Origin of the sequence: Thalassotalea sp. G2M2-11 (assembly GCF_017168195.1) — a bacterium.
Classification (GTDB): domain Bacteria; phylum Pseudomonadota; class Gammaproteobacteria; order Enterobacterales; family Alteromonadaceae; genus Thalassotalea_E.
Genome location: NZ_JADNYL010000001.1, coordinates 1,144,217 through 1,168,950, shown reverse-complemented (window position 1 = coordinate 1,168,950; position 24,734 = coordinate 1,144,217). Strand labels below are relative to the sequence as shown.

The window sequence follows — 24,734 nt, the reverse complement described above, 5'->3', positions numbered from 1 at the left end:
GCCTAATGTCAAACCATTAAACAAATTTCACAATCGTTTACCCTTCCTGTTTGTCCTTTACATGCTTTATCTAACCACTTTTAAATTAGGTGACCATAGTGATAAAAGCATATTAAGCGATTGCTACCTAAATTGAAAAATCCAAATCTAATTGTTTTCTTTGTGATTTTTCTTTGCAAAGGCTCACGTGAATACCAAGTAACCTTACTGATTTTCCGTTGCCTCGTTGTATCGCTTCGATGAGAAGTTGCTCTAACATCTCTACACTTATTGACGTCGCAGCCTGTTCTCTAGTCGTTTGTTGAAAATCAGCGAACTTAACCTTAACACCTACCTTATTCATACCTCTTGATGCCAGGTATTTAGCTGCGCGACTTTCAAGTTCTGGTAGCAATTTTTCCTTGATAATTAACAGCATATCACTTAAATGACAAATATCTTGTTCAAACGTTCTTTCCACCCCGACAGATTTTCGCTCTCGAGACACTTGAATTTCACGATCATCAATACCGTGACACCTGTCCCACAGTACGCGACCATACTTACCAAATTTTTCGATGAAAAAAAGCTCATTAGCCGCCCGAACATCGCCACAGGTTAAAAACCCGAGTTCGCCTAACTTCTTTGAGGTAACCTTGCCGACACCGGGTATTTTTCGAAGTGAAAGTGTCTCAAGAAATTCATTTACCTGTATGGGACTGATCGTGCATTGACCATTAGGTTTATTCAGATCAGAGGCTATTTTGGCAACAAATTTCAATGGGGCAATACCTGCACTTGCCGTCAATCCAGTTTGTCGAAATATCTCTGCTCGAATTTCTTGTGCGATGAGGGTTGCAGAGCCTTCATGCAAAGGACACTCAGTCAAATCAAGATAGGCCTCGTCCAATGATAATGGTTCAATGATGTTAGTATATTGCTCGAATATTGCTCTGATAACTTTGCTTGTTTCCTTGTAGACGGCCATTCTTCCAGGAACCACAATCAGGTTGGGACACTTTTTCATTGCCATTGCCGTTGGCATCGCTGAACTGACTCCGTATTGTCGGGCAATGTAATTGCACGTTGATAGAACGCCCCGACGGTCTGATTTTCCGCCCACAGCCACAGGCTTTCCTATCAGGTTGGGATTATCTCTAATTTCCACCGACACAAAAAAGGCATCCATGTCTACATGTATAATCTTGCGCATGACTTAGAGTAGCACCTAAAACACTGTAAATAAAAACAGTATTTATTATTTAATGGAAAAAATCAATCACCGTTTTAACTGTGGTGACAATAATTCTTTGTCGTACTTTTTAACAAAACCCAGGTATATCTCTTTGTTTGACGGAGTAATTAAGAGATAATTAAGCAATGAAAAAAACACAGCTTACTATCAAAGAACAACACATATACCAAGCACTTAGACAGACGATGGAAAAATATGCCCCGCTGTCAGAGCAAACTTGGCAAGCATTTACCACCATCACTCGTATCAAAAAATTTGCAAAGGCGAGTGCCTTGGTTCGACTTGGAGAAATACCAACGAGTTACCATTATATCTACCAAGGCTTGGTTCGCGGCTTCACCTGCAACGACAAAGGTGTTCAGTACAACAAAAAATTTTTTAGTGAAGGCATGTTTCCTGGTGCAATGACGGCGCTGTTAACCAACTCCCCGTCAATATTGGCATTGGAAACCATTGAAGAAACAGAGTTAGTTGAGATCAATTTCAACGGATTTCGCCATCTCTTATTAGAAAAAGATGATCTAAAGTTATTTCAAATTCACTATTTAGAGCAAAATTGGTTGCTAGATAAAGATCAACGGGAGATAGAAATCGTACAGCAAGATGCGACCATGCGTTACAGACAATTTCTTCAACAACACCCTGAGCTCATCGAGCGTATTCCACAGTATCATATTGCTTCTCATCTCGGCATTACCCCAACACAATTAAGCCGGATCCGAAAAAATTTTCCAATTGATCAACCTATGTAAATGAAAGCTGTCGTTGTTCACTTTAACCTTGCCATATCTAATTGAGCAAAAACAATTAAAGAGAGAATAACGATGAACATACTTGCTGCACTTAACTGGCGTTACGCCGTGAGAAAATTTTCAGACCAAATCATCCCAGAGGATTCAATCACCACATTGATGGAAGCTACTCGCTTATCTGCTTCGTCATATGGTCTTCAGCCGTATAAAATATTACTAATAAAATCCAGTGACATCCGACAACAGCTACTGCCTTACTCCTACGGACAGGATAAAGTAGCCAACAACTCCCACTTAGTTGTCATTGCCAGTCATACCAACATTGGAGATCAGACGGTGGAGCGTTATATAGATCAATATGTCGCAACGACAAAGCAACCAGCGGCAAGTATTAGTGGCTATAGCGAGCACATGAAAAGCTCTCTTGCACAAATGACAAAACAACAGCAGCAAGAGTGGGCACATCAACAAAGCTATATTGCTCTTGGTAATCTGCTCACCTCTGCTGCGTTATTGAAAATAGACACCTGCCCGATGACAGGGTTTGACCGTAAGGGCTTTGATCAAGTGCTGGGACTGAATCAACAAGGGCTCACTGCATCCATTATCTGTGCATTGGGTTACCGTGATAGCCAAGACCTAGCCGCTAGTAAAGCAAAAGTGAGATTTAATTATCAAGAAATGGTGATGGAGCTCTAACATGAACTTATTGTCGTTACTGGCTTTAGCTGCTGGCGCTGCCATTGCCATACAAGCAGCAATGAATGCCAAACTAGGTTTATTGGTCAAAAACGCCTTAATGGGCTCAAGTATTGCTTTTTTTGTTGCTTGTCTATGTTCGTTGCTGGCGATTACGCTAACTTCCAGCCAATTCCCCCGTTCAGAGGATATTCGTGCTGTACCACTCTATTTATGGTTTTCTGGTGGTGCACTAGCAGCATTTGGTGTCGGGGCCTTTTATTTTCTTATACCAAAGCTTGGTGTCGGTGCCATGATGTCATATGCATTGGCGGGGCAAATTATTACGGCAAATATTATCAGTCACTTTGGTTGGTTTAACCTGCCACAAAAGCCAATTGATATAAAACTATCTTTCGGCACCCTGTTATTCGTCGCTGGTATCATATTAATTAACGGAGGACTCTCTAGTGACAACAACTAAGTTAAACAAAGCACAGATAGATCAAGCCAATCTGGCAAACTTAATGTCGCTATGGCAATGCTATGGAGTAGAACATGGCAAGAAAATTAGACAATACCAACTCAATAACAGTCAGCACTGGCCACACCGTGTATGGCTTAGTAAGAAAGAAGACCCAACTCATTCTACTTCAACTCCACTAGCAAGTTGTCAACTGAATAATTCAATGCAACTGTTGCCTTCTGGCAGCATCTTTCCAGTTTGGCCAAGTGATATTATTAAAGAAAGTGATTATGCTTGTCTGTCAACCCTAAATGCTGTTAACCAATATGTTAGCCAGCACTGGGCGTTACATTTTCAACAAACAGCGATGTACTTACCATTGAACCATCCGCTCAAATTACCAAAATGCAATAACGCACTTAATATAAAATCCATTTCTACGGATAATGACATCAAACAATGGGTCGGCATTGGCAGCCAGGCATTTGGTTATGATATTAATTTTCAAGTGATCCAGCAGCTTCGCCGCAATTCAGCTATCCACTTATTACTAGCTTGGTTAGATCAAACGCCAGTTGCATGCGGTTTGCTCTACCAGACCGACAAGGTTATCGGTATTCATCAGGTTGCCATCGCTCCTAAGTATCAAGGGCAAGGATTAGCAAAACAACTAATGGTTGAAATGATAAATCGTTGTTTTGAATTAGGGGGAAACTATGTGGTGTTACAGGCTTCTAGTGCAGGAAAACCGCTTTATCAAAAGCTAGGCTTTCACGAACAATTTATCATCGATAACTATCAATTGGTATAACTTATCGCTAATGATGCAAACGTTACAAGAGTCAGTCCTGAAAAAAAGCAAAGGCCACTATGATAGTGGCCTTTGCTTAGTAAACATTAACATCAGATATTCTTAATATCGATAGTTTGTTGCTGCGCTGCCTTGCGTTCTCGCTCTTTACGTTTTTCGCATGGATTTTCACAATCACAGGCTTTTTCAATCCCGATTGTAGATAAACCACCACAGCTGCCTGCTAAGGTTTTTTGTTGAAAAATATAGCCAACTGCCATTGCCACGACAATCACTAAAAAGAAGCCGAAAGTGATAAGAAAAATCGTCATAAATACAACCTTAATAAGTGGACAATGCTACTTTAAATACTGCATAAATTTTACCGTACTTTGCTCAACAAAGCCATGCTCTGTTTTTGCAATCATATACGCGGCAATATCATGCTGCTTAGCGAATGCTAACGCTTTCTCTTCTCCCATCACCATCATGGCAGTCGATAAACCATCAGCGGTCATTGATGAAGGGTGAATAACGGTCACAGATACTAACTTATGAGAAATCGGTTTGCCGCTATCTGGATCAATAATATGGGAAAAACGTTGACCATCAACTTCAAAATAGTTGCGATAATCTCCCGATGTTGCCACGGCGTTATCTTTTGGCACTATGACCTGATGGACAGCACGCTCTTCTGACACTGGTTTTTCAATGGCTATATGCCAAAGCTCGCCGGTATGTTTGAAGCCCTTGACGCGCATCTCACCGCCAATTTCAACTAAGTAGTTATGTATGCCTCGCTGCTCAATAAGCTCAGCAACCAAGTCAACACCATAGCCTTTCGCTATGGTAGACAAATCTACGTACAATTGCGGGATTGCTTTAGTCATCTTATCGTTAACAAGCGATAAGTGCTCCAAACCCACCTTTTTTTGTACCTCAGTAAGTTCTTGTGCTGATGGTACCGTTTCAGGGCGATATTGAGGACCAAAGCCCCATAAATTAACCAATGGACCAACGGTAACATCTAATTTACCTTCGCTAAGATGACCAAGGCGTATTGCCTCTTTTACCACGCGTTTTAATCCCGCCGATACCGAAACCGCTTCGGTTGAGGTGGATTGGTTAAACAGCGACAACTCTGACGTTGGAATATAAGTCGACATTTCTTGATTAACTTGCACCAAGGCTTTATCAATATCTTGATGCAGAGTTTGCGTATCAAAGCTTTCATCCACCACGATTTTGATATTGTAAGTAGTGCCCATGGTTTGCCCTTGCAGCAAAACCTCTTGTTTCGCTAAGTCATTACTTGGAAAGCAGCCCGAAAGCACTATGGCAATAAAAAAAGCGCCGACTAGTTTTATATGATTCATCACAATTACCTAAAAAATTATTTATCTAAACGACCTTCGTCTGTGGCAATTTAATTAACCAAAGTCGCTTAGATAAATAAAAGGTGACCTAAGTCACCTTTTATTTATCTATTTCATAAAATTTTAGAATTTTTACCCGAGTGAATGGTTTTAGTTCTAGGAGTGAGCGCGGAGCCTAGTTTACTAGGTGAGCACTCACGACAACGAAATTAAAGCATTCAATCAGTAAAAAACTAAAATTATCCGCCGAAGTCGTCAAGCAAGATGTTCTCATCTTCCACGCCTAACTCTTTCAGCATGTGGATAACGGCAGCATTCATCATCGGTGGCCCACACATGTAGTATTCACAATCTTCTGGTGCTTCATGATCTTTTAAGTATTGCTCATAAAGTACGTTGTGAATAAAGCCTGTTAGACCGTCCCAGTTATCTTCTGGTTGTGGGTCTGATAAAGCAACATGCCACTCAAAGTTGTCATTTTCAGCTGAAAGCATATTGTAATCGTCTTCGTAAAACATTTCACGAAGTGAACGAGCACCATACCAGAAAGACATTTTACGCTTAGACTTAAGACGCTTAAGCTGATCGAAAATATGAGAACGCATTGGCGCCATACCGGCACCACCACCAATAAAGACCATTTCTGCATCGGTATCTTTTGCGAAGAATTCACCAAATGGACCAGAAATAGTCACTTTATCACCTGGCTTTAAGCTAAAGATGTATGACGACATTTTACCTGCTGGTAAATGCAATTTACCTGGTGGTGGTGTCGCAATACGCACGTTAAGCATGATAATGCCTTCTTCTTCAGGGTAGTTCGCCATTGAGTATGCACGTAATGTTGGCTCATCTACTTTAGATTCTACATCGAAGAAACCAAAGTGCTCCCAATCACCACGATATTGCTCATCAATATCAAAATCAGAATATTTAGCATGGTACGCTGGTGCTTCAATTTGAATATAACCACCTGCTCTAAATGGGACAGATTCACCATCAGGAATTCTAAGCTTCAATTCTTTAATGAATGTTGCTTTGTTATCGTTAGAGATAACTTCACATTCCCACTGCTGAACACCAAAGATTTCGTCTTCTACTTCAATATCCATGTCTTGCTTAACAGCAACTTGACATGAAAGACGACAACCTTCTTTTGCTTCACGTTTAGTAATATGGCCCAATTCTGTTGGTAAAATATCACCACCACCAGATTTTACATGTACACGACACTGACCACATGTACCACCACCACCACAAGCAGAAGGTACAAAAATACCTTGGTCTGCTAGGGCACCTAATAGCTTACCACCTGCCGCAGTTGTAACTGCTTTTTCAGGGTCGCCATTAATTGAAATAGTCACATCACCATCAGCAACCAACTTTGATTTAGCAAATAAGATCACTAGAACCAAAGCGATAACGATTGCGGTAAACATGCCTACGCCGAGAATAATTTCCATCGACTTTTCCTTTACACTTTTCTAGGAGAAAGCATACTAGATGCTTTCTGCGTTAATCTTATTATAACGAAATACCACCGAAAGAAAGAAAGCCAAATGCCATCAATCCTGCAGTAATAAACGTAATCCCCAAACCTTTAAGGCCAGCTGGTACATCAGAATATTTCATCTTCTCACGGATACCCGCAAGTAACACAATCGCTAATGCCCAACCAATACCTGAGCCAATACCATACACAACTGACTCGCCTAACGTGTAGTTACGAGCAACCATAAATGATACCGCACCAAAAATCGCACAGTTCACTGTGATTAATGGTAAGAAGATACCTAATGCTTGATAAAGCGCAGGGAAATACTTGTCTAAGACCATTTCAAGGATCTGTACTAACGCAGCGATCACACCAATAAAGGTAATAAATGATAAGAAGCTAAGATCAATTGACTCTTTCGGGTCAGTGATACCTAAGATTCCATCTAATGCGCCTGGTGCCAAGATTGCTTGGTAAATGACTTGGTTAGCAGGTACGGCAATGCCTAATACCACAATAACCGCCACACCTAGACCAATCGCTGTGCTGACTTTCTTAGAAACCGCTAAGAAAGTACACATACCCAAGAAAAATGATAACGCAATGTTCTCAATAAAAATGGTTTTAACTAATAAACTAAGATAATGTTCCATCGGTTAGTCCTTCTCAACTTGCTCTGGTTTCCACTGGCGAATAGCCCAGATCATCAAACCAATAATGAAGAATGAGCTAAATGGTAAAACCAATAAGCCGTTCGCTTGATACCAACCACCGTTTTGAATTAACGGTAGAACTTCCATACCAAAAATGGTACCGAAACCGAATAACTCACGGAAGAAAGCAACCGTCATCAAGACAAAACCGTAACCTAAACCGTTACCGATACCATCCATAAAGCTCACGCCAGGTTTTTCTTTCATGGCGAACGCTTCTGCACGTCCCATAACGATACAGTTAGTAATAATCAAACCGATATATACTGATAACTCTTTCGATAACTGATATGAAAAAGCTTTCAATACTTGGTCAACCACAATAACCAATGAAGCAATAATTGCCATTTGCACGATAATACGTACGCTTGATGGTATCTGATTGCGAATTATCGAAATAAAGAAGTTAGAAAATGCAGTTACCAAAACCACAGCGATAGTCATAACTAACGCATTAGTCATTGAACTGGTAACAGCAAGCGCAGAACAAATACCCAGTACTTGTAACGCGATAGGGTTATTATCAACGATCGGTTTCGTTAATACTTTTTTAGCATCTGAAGACATTAGATTAAGCCTCCGTCATTGTGCTTAGTAATGAAAGGTAAGTACCCCTCTTTACCAAACCAGAATTGAAGTGTGCGGGTTACACCATTACTTGTTAAAGTAGCACCAGATAACGCATCAACACCGTTGATATCGCCAGCTTTTGCGCCACCTTTCACTAGATTAACTGCCGCTTCACCCTGCTCATTATAGATTTTTTTACCTGGCCACTTAGCTTTCCACTTAGGGTTCATTACTTCAGCACCTAAGCCCGGAGTTTCCTTATGATCAGAGTAAACAACACTTTTTACTGTGTTTAAATCAGCTTCTAAGCCAACATAACCGTACATTAAGTCCCAAAGACCAGAACCAACGATTGGGAATACCACAGTATCAACCGTGCCAGCACCATTACGCACAATGTAAATCACAGCGTCATGTGAGCGACGATTAATACCTGCCATATCGTTTTCTGGTTTTTCAGACTTAGTTGCATCACGAGAGTTACGGCGCTCGTCAAATAACAATGGGTCACCGTCAATAAACTCACCAGAGTCTAAATCGATCATTTTCGCTTCAACAAACTTACCGTAAGTTTCTTTAATCGAAAATGGCGTACCATCTGTCATGCTAAGCAAACCAGAGGCTTCTAAGATTTTTGTTTGTTGGTCAAGTAACTTATTAGTAACCTGCTTGTCTTTTAAACCAGAAGCCGCAATTGAAACTAAAGCAGCACAAACAATACATACTGCAAAAACGAATCCGACCGTTTTGCCAAAAGATTCTTTATTACTAGACATTGCGAGCAAGCCTCCGTTTTACGTTTGATTGCACAACAAAGTAGTCAAACAAAGGTGCAAACAAGTTAGCAAATAAAATTGCTAGCATCATACCTTCTGGGAATGCTGGGTTAACAACACGCACTAAGACCACCATGACACCAACTAAGGCACCAAACCAATATTTACCGGTATTAGTGAATGACGCAGAAACAGGATCTGTTGCCATAAACATCATACCGAAGGCAAAACCACCTACTACTAAGTGCCAGTGCCATGGCATCGCAAACATTGCATTAGTGTCACTACCAATCGTATTGAATAAGAAAGAAGTCACAACCATACCGCCAAACACACCTAATACGATGCGCCAAGAAGCAATACCTTTATAGAGAATATAAGCACCGCCTAATAAAATAGCCGCCGTTGACACTTCACCAACAGAACCAGGAATAAAGCCCCAGAAAGCATCCCACCAAGCTTGTGTACCAAGCGAATAGTCGATTGCACCAACTTCTGCCGCAGCACCTGCTGCTAAGGCAGTAGCACCAGAGAAACCATCAACAGCGACCCACACAGAGTCACCTGAAATTTCACTTGGATAAGCAAAGAATAAAAATGCACGACCTGCTAACGCTGGGTTTAAGAAGTTCTTACCTGTACCACCAAAAATTTCTTTCGCGATAACCACACCAAAAGTAATACCGATAGCCACTTGCCATAAAGGAATGGTTGCCGGCACAATTAAGGCGAATAAAATAGAACTTACGAAGAAACCTTCGTTCACTTCATGCTTACGAACAGCAGCAAAGAGTACTTCCCAAAAACCACCAACAATAAAGGTGACAGCATATATAGGTAAGAAGAACATCGCGCCATAAAGCATCATGCTAAACCAGCCTGAGTCTGTGGTTAAGCTACCACCGATAAACTCAAACAAGCCAACTTGCCATGTTTCAGGTAAAGCATAACCAGCTGCTAATGCTTCTGTTGCTTGGTAGCCAATATTGTACATACCAAAAAACATTGCCGGGAATACCGCTAACCAAACGGTGATCATGATACGCTTAAGATCGATGCTATCGCGCACATGTGTTTTACCCTTGTTAACATAACCTGGGGTAAATAAACCAGTAGCTATTGCTTCATATAAAGCAAACCACTTTTCATGTTTGCCGCCTTTTTCAAAATGCGGCTCAATATCTTCAATAAACTTTTTCAAGCCCATGACTAACCTTCCTTCTCAATTGTGGTTAGGCATTCACGAAGAAGCACACCGTAATCTGTTTTACCTGGGCAAACAAATGTACATAATGCTAAATCTTCTTCATCCAGCTCTAAGGCACCTAATTGTTGTGCACTGTCAGTATCGCCAGCAGCCAAATCACGTAACAACATAGTAGGTAAAATATCTAATGGCATCACTCGCTCATAGTTACCAATTGGTACCATGGCACGTGCACTACCGTTAGTCGTTGTTGTCATGTTGAACAACTTATTCGGGAAGAAATGCGACATATAAGCACGCGTCACTGAGAACTTATTCGGGCCCGGATACATATAGCCGATAAATTCTTTATCGCGACCTTCTTTTAACGCACATAACTGCACGTGATAACGACCAAGATATGCATGCACACCTTTGGCTTCTGAACCAAGTAAAACTGAACCAGAAATCACGCGAATTTCACCATCGTTAATTTCGTTAGCCACAAGGTCTTGTGTGCTAGCACCAAGAGTGGTGCGAATTAAGCGAGGGTTCTTCACTTCGGGACCCGCTAATGAAATGACGCGGCTGTTATTTAACTCACCTGTAGTAAATAACTGTCCAAAAGCAATAACATCTTGATAACCCAGATGCCAAACAAATTTATCAGAATGAACTGGTGCTAAAAAGTGGATATGTGTTCCCACTAAACCTGCTGGATGCTTACCAGCAAATTCATTCACTTCGACAGTCGAAGTGGTTGGAATATCGGCACCTGGTGCTTTCGATACGAACACTTTACCTTCGGTTAAGCGTGATAAAATAGTTAAACCATTTTTAAACGCTTGCGCTTGCTCTTTAATAACAACTTCAGGGTTAGCAGCTAATGGATTGGTGTCCATCGCACTAACGAAGATAGCTGATGGTGTTGAGTCAATCGCTGGTGTCTTGCTGTAAGGACGGGTACGTAACGCAGTCCATAATCCTGAATTAACTAAATTAGCGACAACATCTTCGCGAGCGATATTGGCTAATTCATTTTCAGGATAGCTAGTAAACGTTTCTTGCTCGTCACCATCGATTTCAATGACAACAGATTGCAAAACACGCTTTTCACCACGGTTAATTTCAGTAACAACACCTGCAGCTTGAGCTGTGTATTTAACGCCTGGGTTCTTTTTATCTTCAAAAATCACCTGGCCTTTTTTAACGCGATCACCCACTTTAACAAACATGGTTGGTCGCATTCCCACAAACTCTTCACCTAATGTTGCAACGGTTTTGATGGGCGAACCATCATGGATTACTTGCTGGGGAGCACCTGCAACAGGAACATCCAGACCTTTTTTTATTGTAATCATAAACACTTGCACTACTTTGACGGGAGTATAAAAACCTTTTATTTTCTCACCTAAGTACTTTAAAAATCATAATATTAAAAAGTACCCAAGTGAAAAAACAGCCGGTTTCAGTGTATTTCAGTAGAACATCACTTTATTAAACTAGGTTAATAAAATGCATCTACCGGCTCTAAGTTAAAAATATTCTGGGGCGAATTTTAGCACAAATTTTCACAATTGCGCTATCCGACATTGATACTTTTATTGACAATTTCTTACTCTTTGTTGTTTTTTTACACGAAAAGGTAAGTTTTATTATTTTAGGTCAAAAAAAAAGGACAAAGTTTTAAAAACATTGCCCTTTTCAAAAGTAAATTTTTGACAAAACTAGTCAATTAAATGGTTAATTTCCGCTAAAGGACTGACATCCGCGTCATAATCAACCGAATCTATGCCAAAACCAAATAATTTTAAGAACTCATTGTGATAACCAACATAGTCAGTCAGTTCATCAATGGTTTCTGTCTCAACGCTGTCCCAGATCTCTTGAACGCGATCTTGCACACTATCTTCAAGTTCTTTGTAATTTTGACTCAAGCGCCCTGCTTCGTCTAAACGCGGCTTTTCGCCGTAAAGGTTTTCTTTAAACAAGCTTTGAATTTGTTCAATACAGCCTTGATAAGTGCCATCAGCTTTCATCACCTTGAACATGGCAGAAATATACAAAGGCATGATTGGGATCGCTGAACTGGCTTGAGTAACCACCGCATTCAACGACGTCACATACGCTTTGCCGTTTACCGCAGCTGATTTTTCACAAATTGCCTTTGCCGCTCTATCTAAATCTTCTTTTGCTCGACCTATTGTCGCGTGACCATAAATTGGCCAAGTTAATTTCTTACCAATATAGGTATAGGCAGTAGTTTTAAAATCATCTGCTAATACGCCAGCTTCAGACAATGCCTTGATCCACAATTCCCAGTCAGCGCCACCCATGACATCAATGGTACCTTGAATTTCATCTTCATTGGCTTGTTCAACTGACACTGAATCAATAATACGTTTTGAAGTATTCAAGTTTTTCGTGGTCACACTCTCACCAATAGGCTTTAAAGTAGAAGAGTAGACTTCGCCAGTATCAGGATCGGTTCGACGAGGAGAAGCTAAGCTATAAATCACCAAATCAATTTGGCCTAACTCTTCTTTGATCACCTCGATCGCTTTCGCTTTTAGCTCGTGAGAAAAAGCATCACCGTTAATATTTTTTGACCAAAGCCCTGCTTTATCTGCAGCCTTTTGAAACGCTGCGGTGTTATACCAACCTGCTGAAGCTGTTTTCTTCTCTGTTGGTGGCTTCTCGAAAAAGATCCCTAAGGTACTTGCACCATTACCAAAGGCAGCAGTGATGCGAGACGCTAAACCATAACCAGTTGAAGCACCAATCACTAAGACATTTTTTGGTTTATTATCTGCTTGTGTTTGATTTTTTACATATTCAATTTGCTCATTAACATGAGCTTCACATCCAACGGGATGAGCATTCGTACAAATAAAACCACGAATTTTAGGTTTGATGACCATAAGATCGCCTTTTCAATTTAATTATCGAGTAAAAGTTGCTGCATAGTTTACTCCGCTGAGCGAAATAAGAGGTATGAGCAGTTAAAGAAGCACATTTTACTGATGCACTTCTTTGTAAATGGTAAGCCCCTACTGTTAGCTATCGATGCTCAAAATACGCCTTCAGTGTTAAATCATGATAGTCACGCATCGACTGCAAAAAAGCACTGTAAGATTGCCAAATTTTTGCAAAGTTTTCATCGGCTTCGGCCTGTTCCTTTAACACTTCATCGGTATAACCTTTCAGTGCGACTAAGACATCTTTAGGGAATTTTTTTAGTTGCACGCCATGGGTATTAACTAATGTTTGTAGTGCTTGGTTATTACGCGCATTATATTCATCAAGCATGTCTTCATTGACCGCTTTAGCGGCAACTTCAATGATTTTTTGTAAATCGTTAGGCAATGCCCTAAGCGCTTTTTCATTGATAATAAACTCTAAATTTGTCCCTGTTTCATGCCATACCGATGAATAGTAATAATCAGCCGCTTGGTAAAAACCAAACGCTAAATCATTATATGGCCCCACCCACTCTGACGCATCAATGGCACCACTTTGTAATGAGGAGAAAATTTCACCACCGGTTAAGGTGACAGGAATCGCACCCGCTCGTTTCAGTACTTCCCCCCCTAGGCCTGGAATGCGCATTTTTAATCCTTTAAGGTCGTCAATACTGTTGATCTCTTTCTTAAACCAACCAGCAAACTGAGCACCAGAATTGCCACCGGCCATAGGCACAACACCAAAAGGTTTATAAAGCTCCTGCCATAATTCAAGACCACCACCATAATGTAACCAGGCATTAAATTCAGTCGCAGTCATACCAAAAGGAATCGCACTAAAAATAGGCGCAGCTGGCATTTTCCCTTTCCAATAATACGCACCACTATGCCCCATTTGTGCGGTGCCTTGCGATACCGTATCAAACACTTCAAAGCCAGGGACAAGCTCACCGGCACCATAGACTTTAATGGTTAAGCGTCCCGCACTCATCTCATTAACATATTGAGCAAATTTTTCAGGCCCTAAGCCCAAACCAGGAAAGTTTTTCGGCCATGAAGTGACTAGCTTCCATTGATATGTTTTAGCAGGCTCAGCCTGCACGGATTGTGGTGATGTTTTGTCTTGGCCACACCCCGATAAAAAGGCGACACTACAACTAAGCAAAGCAACTAAACTGAGCAAGGTTTTTTTCATATTTTTCTATCCCTTATAATAAGTAACTCACCAAGGTAAAAATTATCACCCATAAATCACACTTGGCAACCAAGTGACGAGATCTGGCCAAATAGCTAACGCTAATAGTAACAACAACTGCATAATAATAAAGGGCACTACGCCACGATAAATCGATGAGGTCCGGATTGCTTTATCAGCGACACCTCGTAAATAGAACAAAGCAAAACCAAATGGCGGCGTTAAAAATGACGTTTGTAAATTGATGGCAATCATTATCCCTAACCAAATAGGATCTAAGCCCATCGCTAATAACACGGGGGCAACAATAGGTACAACAACAAACGTAATTTCAATAAAATCTAAAATAAATCCCAAAAGAAAAATCACTAACATCACAATGAGTGTCGCACCAACAACGCCACCAGGCATTTGATTAAACAAACCATGTACCAATTCTTCACCACCAAAACCTCTAAATACGAGTGAAAACAAGCCAGCACCGATTAAAATCAAAAACACCATAGAAGTAATTTTTACCGTACTTTCCATCACCGCAACCAGATTAACCCGAGATAACTGTTGTTGAGCTAAAGCTAATAAGGTGGCGCCCATGGCGCCAACACCAGCCGCTTCTGTTGGCGTAGCGAAACCGAACAAGATTGAGCCCAAGACCACAAAAATAAGTGTGATAGGTGGGACAAGCGCTGACAGCATAAGGCCAGTTTTTGACCTGCCCTGCTGTATCTTTTCAATATCCTCTACGGTTAAATTTGGAACCTCTTTAGGCTTTAACATGGCGTATAACAAACAATAAAGCGTGTATAAGCCCACTAAAATTAGCCCGGGGATCACAGCACCTGCAAATAAATCACCAACAGAGACTGTTTCTGGGTTGAAAATACCCATTTTAAGCTGTGCTTTTTGATAAGCACTGGATAAGACATCACCTAGTAATACTAAAGCGATTGATGGTGGTATGATTTGGCCTAACGTGCCTGTCGCACAAATTATCCCCGTTGAAAATTGTTGGTTATATCCCCGCTTTAACATGGTTGGCAAAGACAATAAGCCCATGGTGACAACTGTGGCGCCAACAATTCCTGTACTAGCGGCAAGCAACATACCAACGAGCGTAACAGAGATGCCTAAACCGCCATGAAAGCGCCCAAAAAGCACCGACATGGCATTGAGCAAGTTTTCCGCAATTTTTGAGCGCTCAAGCATGGCGCCCATAAACACAAACAGAGGAACAGCTAATAAAGTTTGATTATTAATTACCCCATAAATACGACTAGGTAAGGCATGTAAAAAGCTAAATTCAAACACACCAAACTGCGAGCCAACGCCAGCGAACAACAAGGCAGTTCCGGCTAGGCTTAATGCAACGGGATAGCCCAACAGCAATACCAAACATACCACAACAAACATCAGTAATGAGAGATACTCCATTAGCTCTGCTCCCCTTTGATGACGATGATATTTCGTAAGATTTCGGCAATTCCTTGCAATGAAAGGGTGATGGCTAACAGTAAAATCAAAGATTTATTGATATAAACCAAAGGCAAACCACCCGCTTCAGCGGATTTTTCCATGATTTGCCATGAGGTTAAAACGTATTCAAAGCTGATAAAAAAAATGGTCAGACAAACAGGAAGCAGTAACAGCAGACCACCAAGTAAATTGACCCAAGCTTGCTGTACTCGAGTAAATTTTTGATAAAAAATATCTACTCGCACATGCCCATCGGCTTTGAGGGTAAAAGCCGCTCCGAGCATAAAAACGATCCCATGAAAATACAAAACCGATTCTTGCATCGCTACCCAACCTAGGTTAAAACCATAGCGTAATACCACAATTGAAAAGCTTAGCACCACCATGATTAAGGTCAGCCAAGCGATTAATTTTCCGGTATATTCGGTTAAGGTATCTATTGTGGCGATAGCAAATTTACACCATCGAAGTAACATCAATTTTCCTATTTATTATTATTTTATCCATTAGGCAGATAAGAGATTGTAATGGAATGAGGAAAGACTATTACAAAAATAATAAGAATTAAACCCAAACAAGTGCTTAGCTCATCGCTTAACTGTTAGAAACACTTGTTTGGTTAACCATGTGCTAAGCACGTTTTTTACTGCCACCTAAACATTTGGGTGATAATGGCGTGTTCGCTTCGTAATAATCATGCCATTCTTTTTCTGTATAAGTGTGCAATGCAAGTGCATGAATATGTTGAGATAATTCTTCAGACAATGCTGAATTAATTGCACGATGTCGCTTGATCAAACGCTCGCCTTCAAAATCGTTTGACACTATGATCACTTTAAAGTGTGATTCACTCCCTGGTGCCACATTATGCTGATGGCTTTCATTGATAACATCTAAATGTAGTGGAGAAAAAGCAGATAATAATTTTTGTTCAATAACAGCTTCTATAGTCATGTGAAATTCCCTAATCAGTCGCCTTCATGTTTTCATTCAATTTTAGTATTTATCAATGAATCTGCCATCTGTCTAGACGGCTATTATTGAGCAATGCATGCTAAACCTATGGAGAAAATACTAAAAATTTTAATATATTTTTCGAAATGTTAAATTAATACGCATTGGCTGTTCACGCCTAGTTTTCAGTATGGCGTGCTGCCAGTAATGCTGAGTTGGTCCAGACATCACTAATAAGCTGCCGGATTGTAAAGGTATTTTATATTTTTCACCAGTGACTTTATGTTTCAAATGAAATAAACGTTGAGCTCCGAAAGATAAAGAAGCAATCGTGGGTTGCTCACCAAGTTCAGGTTCATCATCACTATGCCAACCAACAGAATCATGTTGATCACGATAGTAATTAGCCAAGACACTGTTAAATCGGTGCTGGCAAAAATCGCTCACCTTTTCACGCAAAGACAGTAAACTCGGCGTAAAAGGCAATGCCGTTAACGTAAGGTTGGAGTAAGTATATTGCTGATAATCATCACCATACCATGCTTGTAACCTTGGCAGTTTTACCAGTTTGCCAAACATAGCGAGTTGATCGGTTCGCCATTGCAACTCTTGATGCAAAACAGATAGCCACTGCAAGCTTTCGCCATAAGGAATAAAATTAGGATAATACTGTATATTAGCATCCGTCAGCTCGATATTAATAACTCACTCCCAATACAAATAAAGCCTAAATTAATCTAGTGACAACTCAGTTATTTTGGCACAATAGCCACTCACCCACTACCGTCCATTTTGGATCGATAAAATATTACAGTAGTCATGATAAGTCCTTTTTTAATCAAAGATAAAAACCTGTTCCTTGAGCGTTACCCAGCGAATCAAGTTAATCGTAGTCTGCAAGCATGGGACTCTGCTGACGAGTACTTAATAAATTACCTCAATGAGCAGCAACTTGTCACCAATAAGCAACGCATTTTAGTGTTTAATGACAGCTTTGGCGCATTAAGCTTGCATTTTACCGAACACAGCTTGTTTATAGTGACAGATTCTTTTATCAGTCAACAAGGGCTGCTCCACAATGCTGAGCACAATCACTTATCACTTGCACACGCTAAGTTATTAACCAGTTTAGATACACTTCCACACCCTATTGATATTGTGCTGTATAAAATTCCTAAAAGTAAAACTTTGTTAGTTGAGCAGCTACAGCAATTAAGGAAAGTGGTTAATGACCGCACTGTATTCATTGCAGCAGATAAAGCGAAAAACATTCAAACCTCAACCTTAAAGATATTCGAAAAATACCTCGGCACCACAACAACGTCACTGGCGGTAAAAAAATCACGTCTGGTATTTTGTCAACTTGATAATGATCCTCAACAATTACCGCAAGAAGACTTTAGCCAAAATAAACGCTGGTACATAGAATCTCCCAAGCTGGCAATCACCAACTATGCCAATGTATTTGCCAGAGAAAAATTAGATATAGGTGCAAGAGCGTTTATCGACCATCTTCCTACATTGGATAACAAGCAGAGTACAGTGATAGATCTTGGCTGTGGTAATGGCGTAATAGGCTTAAGCTTATTAGCTCAAGCGCCCGATTGTCAGCTACATTTTGTTGACGAATCCTTTATGGCCGTACAATCTGCCAAAGAGAATGTCGCAAGTAATTTTCCGAACAGCATAGACAACTGCCAATTTAGCGTGAATGATTGTTTAGCAGATTTTCCCGCGAACAGTGCCGATGTCGTTTTATGTAACCCGCCTTTTCATCAGCAAAATGCCATGACAGATCATATTGCCTGGCAAATGTTCAAAGACAGCTTCCGTGTCCTTAAAAAAGGAGGGGAATTACGTATTGTTGGTAACCGTCAACTTGGCTACCATATAAAACTTAAACGACTTTTTGGTAATGAAAAACTCATTGCCAGTAATCAAAAATTTGTCATACTTTCGGCGATAAAACGATGAAATATTTAATGAAAAAAACTTCTCTTAGTTTATTAATAGCCACAACCTTAGCTTGTTTAACTTCCGGTTGTGCAACGACGGCAAAGCAACTTGTGATCGCTCCTCAAGCGGTAATGACTCAAGGCCAGCACTATCAACAAAAATCGGCACAAGTGTTAGTCGATGATTTACGTAATACCATTCATTTAGTTGAAATTCACCAAGAAGATGCCGCCGCTGAGCTAATCAACAGTCAGGAAAATCTCGGGCAAACCATCGCTGAACATTTAACTCAAGCATTGGTAAGCAGTGGTTTAGATATAAAATCACCCACCAACAATTCCATCACCTTAATTATCAATAATGCCATTGTGAAAGTACAACAGGGGTTATTAAAGTACCAGGCAAACACCCAACTTACTTTTACCGTTAGGGTAAAATCTGGTGAGCAAGTACTAACGAAAACCTATAATACCAAGCTAAATAGTGAAGGGGCATTTAACGCTGATTTAGCAGTATTAGAACGTGACTTTAATCAGCAACTGTCAACGCTATTACAACAAATCGTAAATGACAGCGAAATTTATCAATTTTTACAATAACTCTTGTGTAACTAATATGAAAAAACTATTTACTTTTATATTGTCATGCTGGTGGTCAATTACGGCACTAGCACAAAGTTCGACTATCGATCCTGATAACCTCTACCCGAAAGTAAAATTAGAGACTTCCATGGGAGTGATAATCGTTGAGCTTGATCGAGTCAGCGCGCCCATTACCGTTAATAACTTTCTCTCGTATGTCGTTGCTGGCGAATATGACAACACTATTTTTCACCGCATCATTGGAGAGTTTATTGTACAAGGTGGCGGCTATGACACTGAATATGCCATGAAAAAAGTAAACCAAGATATTGTCAATGAATCGGGTAATGGTTTAAAAAACACTGTAGGCACTATCGCAATGGCAAAAGAACGTCATCCTCATTCGGCTAATCGTCAGTTCTTTTTCAATCTTAACGATAATGAAAATTTAAATCCTGGACGAGACTGGGGCTATGCGGTATTCGGTACTATTGTCGAAGGAGAAGCAGTACTTGAAGCCATGGGCAAAGTAAAAACCCAATACAGTGAATCTCTAGGCTGGGATGATGTCCCGATTGAAGCTGTCATTTTACAAAAAGCAACATTATTACCTGCCTCGTCGTAATGAGCTTTCATCATCATATCAAGTATTCACCTTGATTAATCTGTTGATGAAAATCAACTAATTACCAATACTCTTCTCACACTTCACGATATAACAAGCTGAATTTTTTTGACAAATTCAGCTTTTTCTACGATAAGTAATGTAGTGAGAGATAGCGATGAATAATCACCCAAATACGCTCACCTTAGTTCTTTTTCGGCAATCTCCCTTATGTTTACCATTTAGAGGTCAGAAATGATAATTGAGCAGTTTATCAATGAAAAAATACTGCAAACAAGCGCCTATATAAAAGCTGTATTAAATAAAGCATTACATTACACAGAATTAGATGAATTTGTAAATAACACCATGGAAGAGTGGACCTTGCTCAATGTCAATGATGAAACTCCAGGGAGTGCCAAAGAGCGTGTATTTTGGCATGTGATGCATGAACTCTCTTTGCACGGCGGGCAAGCGCTTCATTCTAACTTATATTTTCGCAGTGAAATGACTACATGCATTGATTTTTTTAATGGCATTGGTAGTTACCCTATCGATTGTATTGGTTGGCGCCCCATTGCCTAGCCTGCATTTTTAATGCTATTTATTGATAAAAAGACTTCTTAAGCTTTAATGACTCTGATAACCTGATGCCACTTTTATTCCATCGTCATATATTATCAATTAGATGTCTGCTAACCACTCACTCGTTCAAACCCTAAGCTATTTTAAAGATAAACGTTTACTCACTATATTCTTATTTGGTATTGCCAGTGGCTTTCCTTGGGTCATGATAGGCTCTGCGATGACAGGTTGGTTGAAAGATGATGGTTTAAGCCGTTCAAGTATCGGGTTGTTTGGTCTCATATTTGTTGCTTACAGTATCAATTTTCTTTGGTCACCGCTTGCCGATCGTGTCAAATTGCTATTTATCACCAAGTGGTTAGGTTTAAGGCGCAGTTGGATTTTTGTCACTCAATGCATCATAGTTGTGATGGCGTTTCAAATGAGTTTACTTGATGCTTCACACCAATTGAATCTGATGGCAGCATTCGGGTTAGTAATTGCCATTAGTGGTGCAACCCAAGACATTGCCATTGATGCTTACCGTATCGACTCATTAGCAGATAACGATAATAATATTATGGCAGCAGGATCTGCGATGGCAACCGCAGGTTGGTGGACCGGCTATGCCGGGCTGGGAAGTATCCCGTTTCTTTTAGTGAGTCAGCCTAGTTGGCAGTGGTCTGAAGTTTATCTAATTCTTTCTGGCATCATGGCAGCGTTGGTGATCACTGTACTAGTCGTTGCTGAACCCAAAAGCACCCGTGAGAGCAAGCTACATTTAATTGAGCAAAAATATTTAACGGTGTTACCGCATTTTGGTCATCGTTCATTAAGTATTTTACTAATCATCCCGATGATTTTTATTAGTATTGTTTACGCCAATATTGGCTATCCCAATTGGCCTGATAGCCTTATTGATCCCCAATATCGGTTTGCCACAATTACCTTAGTTGTCGTGACTTTGCTCATACTATTTAGCCAACAATTATCTCAGCTTAATCGTCGTATTCATCAACATAATGGCCAAAAGATTCAACAAAAAAATAGCCATGTTGACCGGCTAGTGGCTTGGCTTCTCACCACGCTAGTAGCCCCTATTCAAGAGTTTTTTCAACGTAACGGTACTCGGCTGGCTTTTTCGATACTAATGTTTATTTTTCTATTTAAAATAGGTGAAGCTTATTTAGGACGTATGTCGATAGTTTTTTATCGTGAAGTGGGATTTTCCAACGAAGATATTGCGTATTATTCAAAAATGATCAACTGGGCGACCACAATAGTATTCTCGTTAATTGGCAGTGTGTTTACTATTCGTTATGGTATTTTAAAGGGCTTGTTCATTGGCGGTATTGCCATGTCTGCCAGTAATTTACTCTTCTCTTTAATGGCAATAGTCGGCCCTAACAAACTGTTATTTGCTTGCACCGTTTTTATTGATGGTTTTACTTCTGCCTGGGGCTCTGTCGCATTTGTCGCTCTGTTGTCAGTTTTATGTAATAAAACCTTTACCGCCAGCCAATACGCACTGATGGCATCATTAGGGACCTTTGGTCGAGTAATGTTAGGCTCATATTCGGGCATTATTGTTGATTGGCTAGATGGCAATTGGGCATTATTTTTTGTCTTAACCTCTGTGATGGTGATCCCAAGCCTGCTATTTTTATACTCCATCAGAAAGCCACTGAACGCCTTAATTGAACAACAAAATACTAATTAGCTGAAGTATCGAATTTGAGTGTCGTGGGCACTCAATGGACGACTATAATAATAACCTTGATATACATGACAGCCATGTTCAGTGAGAAAGTCAATCTGTGTTTTTGTTTCAACCCCTTCAGCAATAATCGCTAAATCTAACGCATTAGCCATGGCGATAATGGTTTTCACAATCTGACATTGACGAGGGTCTTCAGGTACATTTGCTACAAAACTAGCATCAATTTTCAAGGTGTCTAAAGACAGTTGAGATAAGTAATTAAGTGATGAATAGCCGGTACCAAAATCATCTATTGATAGTGAAACACCTAGTTGATTTATTTGTTTGAGCATTGATTGTGCATTTTCAATATTTTGAATAAAGCAACTTTCGGTCACTTCCAACTCTAACAAATGAGCAGGTAAATCACTGATGGATAATGCTTGTTCCACCGCATACACCAGATCATGATTAAAATGTAAGGCAGAAATATTTACCGATACCGCCCCACAATCAACTCCTTCATCGTACCAATGTTTTCGCTGTTTGCAGGCCTGAATTAATACCCAACGATCAATGTCAACGATCAAACCGAGTTCTTCAGCCAACGGAATAAACTGTGCGGGTGATACTTGGCCAATATCATCATTTCGCCAGCGTAATAACGCTTCCATACCAACGATATTTTCATTACTTTCATGGACTTTCAGCTGATAATACAATTCTAATTCTTGTTTTTTCAATGCCGTTTGTAAGCAATTTTGCATAATCAAACGCTCCATTGACACTAAGTTCATCTCTGGTGAATAAAGCTGAAATGAATTACGGCCATTATCTTTAGCCTTGTACATAGCAACATCAGCGTGCTTTAACAAAGTATCGGTATCTTCACCATCATCTGGATATATCGCCACACCAACAGATGATGTGACATGTAACTCGCGAGAGTCTAGTTCATAAGGCACATTGAGCACAGTAGAAATACGTTTGACCACATTGATCACATCTTCAATGGTTGACATTTCGGTTAGCAATACCACAAATTCATCACCACCAAAGCGTGACACTGTATCTCCTTCTTTGATACAGCCAGTTAAGCGTTCAGCAGTCACTTTTAATAATTCATCGCCAATTTTATGGCCTAAGTTATCATTAATTTGTTTAAATCGATCAAGATCCAAAAACAACACCGCAACATACTGTTTATTTCGATGCGCCGTTGACAAAGCAATATTAAATCGATCATCAAAGAGTCGTCGATTAGGCAAACCGGTTAAACCATCGAAAAATGCTAAAGAATGAATACGTCGTTCATTACGTTTTCGCTCGGTAATATCGTTAAATATCGCAGCAAAAAAATGCTCTTGATCGTCTTCATCACCTAAACGAACAATAGAGAGCCACTCAACATAAACTTCTCCAGATTTCTTTTTATTGGATATTTCCCCTTGCCATGTGCCCGTTTGCTCGATCGATGACCACATCTTTTGGTAAAACGCATTATCTTGCATGCCTGAACTTAAAATACTTGCAGGCTGACCGATCACTTCACTCAGCTGATAGCCAGTAAGTGCGGTAAAAGCGGGGTTGACCGAGACAATCATGGCATTTTTGTCCGTAACCATGATGCTATCAAGTGATTCTTCAATAATTTTTTCTGCAAAATACAGATGCTTACGCGACTCTTTCAAAGCATTATCACGCTCGCTCAGCACCTCTTCTAGCTTTTGCACATAAGTAATTTCAATATCTGAAAGAATATGCTGTAGTGAAAGTACCCCAACAATTTCTGTTTGTTTGCAAACGACTAAGTGCCTAACACTGTTGTGTTTGATCATGTTATAGGCTTGAAACAATGAATCATTAATATCAATGGTTAATAACGGCCTCTTAGCGTGATGCCAGGCACTTTGGCTTTTATCTTTATTGGCAATTAAACGTAATAGGTCGCGCTCTGTGATGATCCCAAACTCACTGCCAGCGTCATGTTTGATTATCGCCGAAGTACTGCGATACTCTGCCATATACATTGCTACTTCATCGATACTTGCAGAACCTGCAACCGTCGGCACGCGAGGATTAAAATTGTCCTTGATGCTGCGCATTTGCAAATAACGCTCAACTCCTTGGACTTTAATCACATCCGTTTGACTAGTGATACCGACAGGAACATTGTGTTCATCAATTACCAGTAAGTGACGCACACGATGTCTGTGAAAAGCCATTATGATCTCTTGAACTGGCGTGTGCTCTCGAATGGAAATTACTGGGGTGCTCATAAATTCAGTAATGGGTAAATGGAAGTTGGTTAAGTCGTCAAAAGACACTTTGGTACTGTCTGCTTCAGTCCAGATACCAATAATTTCACCATTCTCTTCCACAAGCACAGAGCTAGTACTTCTTTGTTGAATCAAACGGGCTGCTTCAAAAATAGGTGTCGACGGCGGACAGGTTAATAAATTGGGATTGGCAATCTGGCAAGCGTTAATAACAATATTCTCTTTCGACACAGTAAGTCCATTTTGCTGAGATAATACCCCCTTATTTTAATGGAACAAAATCCACCCACCCTTGTTCTAGATCAAAGATTTTTACGGCAAATGTTACTATAGAGTTAAACTTTATGTGATATTTTGTAATTCGTTATTATTCGATAATAAACTAAGGCTAGCGATATTGATAAATCTAATCTATCATATTGAAATAAAA

General features: G+C 40.1%; 25 protein-coding genes. 9 read left to right on the top strand and 16 right to left on the bottom strand.

What is annotated here, in order from left to right; all coding sequences use genetic code 11:
- Nucleotides 1-127 precede the first annotated feature (127 nt).
- Nucleotides 128-1,192: a DNA polymerase IV gene (gene dinB / locus IV514_RS05030; RefSeq protein WP_206483809.1), complete on the bottom strand. Its 1,065-nt coding sequence runs from the start codon at nucleotides 1,190-1,192 to the stop codon at nucleotides 128-130.
- Between the two features lie 167 nt (nucleotides 1,193-1,359).
- On the opposite strand from dinB, the gene IV514_RS05025 reads away from it, so the two are divergent.
- The 4 genes from IV514_RS05025 (at nucleotide 1,360) to IV514_RS17675 (ending at nucleotide 3,941) form a co-directional block, all read left to right on the top strand.
- Complete coding sequence (locus IV514_RS05025; protein ID WP_206483808.1) at nucleotides 1,360-1,986, top strand: Crp/Fnr family transcriptional regulator; 627 nt, start codon at nucleotides 1,360-1,362, stop codon at nucleotides 1,984-1,986.
- A gap of 72 nt (nucleotides 1,987-2,058) precedes the next feature.
- Complete coding sequence (locus tag IV514_RS05020) at nucleotides 2,059-2,685, top strand: NAD(P)H-dependent oxidoreductase (RefSeq protein WP_206483807.1); 627 nt, start codon at nucleotides 2,059-2,061, stop codon at nucleotides 2,683-2,685.
- A 1-nt stretch (nucleotide 2,686) separates the two neighbouring features.
- A complete protein-coding gene (locus IV514_RS05015) occupies nucleotides 2,687-3,148 on the top strand; it encodes a DMT family transporter (protein WP_206483806.1) in 462 nt (153 codons plus the stop codon).
- Complete coding sequence (locus IV514_RS17675) at nucleotides 3,135-3,941, top strand: GNAT family N-acetyltransferase (RefSeq protein WP_206483805.1); 807 nt, start codon at nucleotides 3,135-3,137, stop codon at nucleotides 3,939-3,941. Before IV514_RS05015 ends, IV514_RS17675 begins: the two co-directional genes overlap by 14 nt.
- 92 nt (nucleotides 3,942-4,033) lie before the next feature.
- On the opposite strand, the gene nqrM is transcribed toward IV514_RS17675, so the two are convergent.
- The 14 genes from nqrM to IV514_RS04940 form a co-directional block, all read right to left on the bottom strand.
- Nucleotides 4,034-4,252 carry a (Na+)-NQR maturation NqrM gene (gene nqrM, locus IV514_RS05005; RefSeq protein ID WP_206483804.1) on the bottom strand — a complete coding sequence of 73 codons (219 nt, stop codon included), beginning with the start codon at nucleotides 4,250-4,252 and terminating at the stop codon, nucleotides 4,034-4,036.
- Nucleotides 4,253-4,279: 27 nt separating this feature from the next.
- On the bottom strand, nucleotides 4,280-5,296 hold the full coding sequence (locus tag IV514_RS05000) for an FAD:protein FMN transferase (RefSeq protein WP_206483803.1): 1,017 nt from the start codon (nucleotides 5,294-5,296) through the stop codon (nucleotides 4,280-4,282).
- Between the two features lie 239 nt (nucleotides 5,297-5,535).
- Complete coding sequence (gene nqrF / locus IV514_RS04995; protein WP_206483802.1) at nucleotides 5,536-6,759, bottom strand: NADH:ubiquinone reductase (Na(+)-transporting) subunit F; 1,224 nt, start codon at nucleotides 6,757-6,759, stop codon at nucleotides 5,536-5,538.
- 61 nt (nucleotides 6,760-6,820) lie between these two features.
- Nucleotides 6,821-7,444, bottom strand: coding sequence for an NADH:ubiquinone reductase (Na(+)-transporting) subunit E (gene nqrE, locus IV514_RS04990; RefSeq protein WP_206483801.1), 624 nt, complete (start codon nucleotides 7,442-7,444; stop codon nucleotides 6,821-6,823).
- Nucleotides 7,445-7,447: 3 nt separating this feature from the next.
- Complete coding sequence (locus IV514_RS04985; RefSeq protein WP_206483800.1) at nucleotides 7,448-8,071, bottom strand: NADH:ubiquinone reductase (Na(+)-transporting) subunit D; 624 nt, start codon at nucleotides 8,069-8,071, stop codon at nucleotides 7,448-7,450.
- A complete protein-coding gene (locus IV514_RS04980; protein ID WP_206483799.1) occupies nucleotides 8,071-8,850 on the bottom strand; it encodes a Na(+)-translocating NADH-quinone reductase subunit C in 780 nt (259 codons plus the stop codon). The genes IV514_RS04985 and IV514_RS04980 overlap by 1 nt, the downstream gene beginning before the upstream one ends.
- Nucleotides 8,843-10,057: an NADH:ubiquinone reductase (Na(+)-transporting) subunit B gene (locus IV514_RS04975; RefSeq protein ID WP_206483798.1), complete on the bottom strand. Its 1,215-nt coding sequence runs from the start codon at nucleotides 10,055-10,057 to the stop codon at nucleotides 8,843-8,845. The genes IV514_RS04980 and IV514_RS04975 overlap by 8 nt, the downstream gene beginning before the upstream one ends.
- A 2-nt stretch (nucleotides 10,058-10,059) precedes the next feature.
- Nucleotides 10,060-11,397, bottom strand: coding sequence for a Na(+)-translocating NADH-quinone reductase subunit A (locus IV514_RS04970; protein ID WP_206483797.1), 1,338 nt, complete (start codon nucleotides 11,395-11,397; stop codon nucleotides 10,060-10,062).
- A 366-nt stretch (nucleotides 11,398-11,763) separates the two neighbouring features.
- A complete protein-coding gene (gene fabV, locus IV514_RS04965) occupies nucleotides 11,764-12,957 on the bottom strand; it encodes an enoyl-ACP reductase FabV (RefSeq protein WP_206483796.1) in 1,194 nt (397 codons plus the stop codon).
- A 139-nt stretch (nucleotides 12,958-13,096) separates the two neighbouring features.
- Complete coding sequence (locus IV514_RS04960; protein ID WP_206483795.1) at nucleotides 13,097-14,194, bottom strand: TRAP transporter substrate-binding protein; 1,098 nt, start codon at nucleotides 14,192-14,194, stop codon at nucleotides 13,097-13,099.
- A 45-nt stretch (nucleotides 14,195-14,239) separates the two neighbouring features.
- Nucleotides 14,240-15,625 (bottom strand): TRAP transporter large permease subunit, encoded by a 1,386-nt coding sequence (locus IV514_RS04955; RefSeq protein WP_206483794.1) that lies wholly within the window; start codon nucleotides 15,623-15,625, stop codon nucleotides 14,240-14,242.
- On the bottom strand, nucleotides 15,625-16,143 hold the full coding sequence (locus IV514_RS04950) for a TRAP transporter small permease subunit (protein WP_206483793.1): 519 nt from the start codon (nucleotides 16,141-16,143) through the stop codon (nucleotides 15,625-15,627). Before IV514_RS04950 ends, IV514_RS04955 begins: the two co-directional genes overlap by 1 nt.
- Before the next feature lie 154 nt (nucleotides 16,144-16,297).
- A complete protein-coding gene (locus IV514_RS04945; RefSeq protein WP_206483792.1) occupies nucleotides 16,298-16,621 on the bottom strand; it encodes a BolA/IbaG family iron-sulfur metabolism protein in 324 nt (107 codons plus the stop codon).
- A gap of 129 nt (nucleotides 16,622-16,750) precedes the next feature.
- Nucleotides 16,751-17,311 (bottom strand): alpha-ketoglutarate-dependent dioxygenase AlkB, encoded by a 561-nt coding sequence (locus IV514_RS04940; RefSeq protein ID WP_277601494.1) that lies wholly within the window; start codon nucleotides 17,309-17,311, stop codon nucleotides 16,751-16,753.
- A 129-nt stretch (nucleotides 17,312-17,440) separates the two neighbouring features.
- On the opposite strand from IV514_RS04940, the gene IV514_RS04935 reads away from it, so the two are divergent.
- From IV514_RS04935 to IV514_RS04915, 5 genes are all read left to right on the top strand, one after another.
- Nucleotides 17,441-18,595, top strand: a complete 1,155-nt coding sequence (locus IV514_RS04935) for a methyltransferase (protein ID WP_206483791.1) — start codon at nucleotides 17,441-17,443, stop codon at nucleotides 18,593-18,595.
- 8 nt (nucleotides 18,596-18,603) lie between these two features.
- Nucleotides 18,604-19,176 (top strand): YajG family lipoprotein, encoded by a 573-nt coding sequence (locus IV514_RS04930; protein WP_206483790.1) that lies wholly within the window; start codon nucleotides 18,604-18,606, stop codon nucleotides 19,174-19,176.
- Nucleotides 19,177-19,192: 16 nt separating this feature from the next.
- Entirely contained in the window at nucleotides 19,193-19,783 is a 591-nt protein-coding gene (locus IV514_RS04925; RefSeq protein ID WP_206483789.1) for a peptidylprolyl isomerase, read from the top strand.
- 234 nt (nucleotides 19,784-20,017) lie between these two features.
- Nucleotides 20,018-20,347: a hypothetical protein gene (locus IV514_RS04920; protein ID WP_206483788.1), complete on the top strand. Its 330-nt coding sequence runs from the start codon at nucleotides 20,018-20,020 to the stop codon at nucleotides 20,345-20,347.
- A gap of 103 nt (nucleotides 20,348-20,450) precedes the next feature.
- Entirely contained in the window at nucleotides 20,451-22,046 is a 1,596-nt protein-coding gene (locus IV514_RS04915; RefSeq protein ID WP_206483787.1) for an MFS transporter permease, read from the top strand.
- On the opposite strand, the gene IV514_RS17670 is transcribed toward IV514_RS04915, so the two are convergent.
- The gene (locus IV514_RS17670; protein WP_206483786.1) at nucleotides 22,043-24,535 is read right to left on the bottom strand and encodes an EAL domain-containing protein; all 2,493 of its coding nucleotides are present in this window, start codon (nucleotides 24,533-24,535) and stop codon (nucleotides 22,043-22,045) included. The two genes, IV514_RS04915 and IV514_RS17670, sit on opposite strands and share 4 nt — an antisense overlap.
- Nucleotides 24,536-24,734 lie beyond the last annotated feature (199 nt).

Excerpts from the sequence above, each read along its gene's own strand:
- dinB (WP_206483809.1), bottom strand. The coding sequence starts at position 1,192 with ATGCGCAAGATTATACATGTAGACATGGATGCCTTTTTTGTGTCGGTG.
- IV514_RS05025 (WP_206483808.1), top strand. The coding sequence starts at position 1,360 with ATGAAAAAAACACAGCTTACTATCAAAGAACAACACATATACCAAGCA.
- IV514_RS05020 (WP_206483807.1), top strand. The coding sequence starts at position 2,059 with ATGAACATACTTGCTGCACTTAACTGGCGTTACGCCGTGAGAAAATTT.
- IV514_RS05015 (WP_206483806.1), top strand. The coding sequence starts at position 2,687 with ATGAACTTATTGTCGTTACTGGCTTTAGCTGCTGGCGCTGCCATTGCC.
- nqrM (WP_206483804.1), bottom strand. The coding sequence starts at position 4,252 with ATGACGATTTTTCTTATCACTTTCGGCTTCTTTTTAGTGATTGTCGTG.
- IV514_RS05000 (WP_206483803.1), bottom strand. The coding sequence starts at position 5,296 with ATGAATCATATAAAACTAGTCGGCGCTTTTTTTATTGCCATAGTGCTT.
- nqrF (WP_206483802.1), bottom strand. The coding sequence starts at position 6,759 with ATGGAAATTATTCTCGGCGTAGGCATGTTTACCGCAATCGTTATCGCT.
- nqrE (WP_206483801.1), bottom strand. The coding sequence starts at position 7,444 with ATGGAACATTATCTTAGTTTATTAGTTAAAACCATTTTTATTGAGAAC.
- IV514_RS04985 (WP_206483800.1), bottom strand. The coding sequence starts at position 8,071 with ATGTCTTCAGATGCTAAAAAAGTATTAACGAAACCGATCGTTGATAAT.
- IV514_RS04980 (WP_206483799.1), bottom strand. The coding sequence starts at position 8,850 with ATGTCTAGTAATAAAGAATCTTTTGGCAAAACGGTCGGATTCGTTTTT.
- IV514_RS04975 (WP_206483798.1), bottom strand. The coding sequence starts at position 10,057 with ATGGGCTTGAAAAAGTTTATTGAAGATATTGAGCCGCATTTTGAAAAA.
- IV514_RS04970 (WP_206483797.1), bottom strand. The coding sequence starts at position 11,397 with ATGATTACAATAAAAAAAGGTCTGGATGTTCCTGTTGCAGGTGCTCCC.
- fabV (WP_206483796.1), bottom strand. The coding sequence starts at position 12,957 with ATGGTCATCAAACCTAAAATTCGTGGTTTTATTTGTACGAATGCTCAT.
- IV514_RS04960 (WP_206483795.1), bottom strand. The coding sequence starts at position 14,194 with ATGAAAAAAACCTTGCTCAGTTTAGTTGCTTTGCTTAGTTGTAGTGTC.
- IV514_RS04955 (WP_206483794.1), bottom strand. The coding sequence starts at position 15,625 with ATGGAGTATCTCTCATTACTGATGTTTGTTGTGGTATGTTTGGTATTG.
- IV514_RS04950 (WP_206483793.1), bottom strand. The coding sequence starts at position 16,143 with ATGTTACTTCGATGGTGTAAATTTGCTATCGCCACAATAGATACCTTA.
- IV514_RS04945 (WP_206483792.1), bottom strand. The coding sequence starts at position 16,621 with ATGACTATAGAAGCTGTTATTGAACAAAAATTATTATCTGCTTTTTCT.
- IV514_RS04935 (WP_206483791.1), top strand. The coding sequence starts at position 17,441 with ATGATAAGTCCTTTTTTAATCAAAGATAAAAACCTGTTCCTTGAGCGT.
- IV514_RS04930 (WP_206483790.1), top strand. The coding sequence starts at position 18,604 with ATGAAAAAAACTTCTCTTAGTTTATTAATAGCCACAACCTTAGCTTGT.
- IV514_RS04925 (WP_206483789.1), top strand. The coding sequence starts at position 19,193 with ATGAAAAAACTATTTACTTTTATATTGTCATGCTGGTGGTCAATTACG.
- IV514_RS04920 (WP_206483788.1), top strand. The coding sequence starts at position 20,018 with ATGATAATTGAGCAGTTTATCAATGAAAAAATACTGCAAACAAGCGCC.
- IV514_RS04915 (WP_206483787.1), top strand. The coding sequence starts at position 20,451 with ATGTCTGCTAACCACTCACTCGTTCAAACCCTAAGCTATTTTAAAGAT.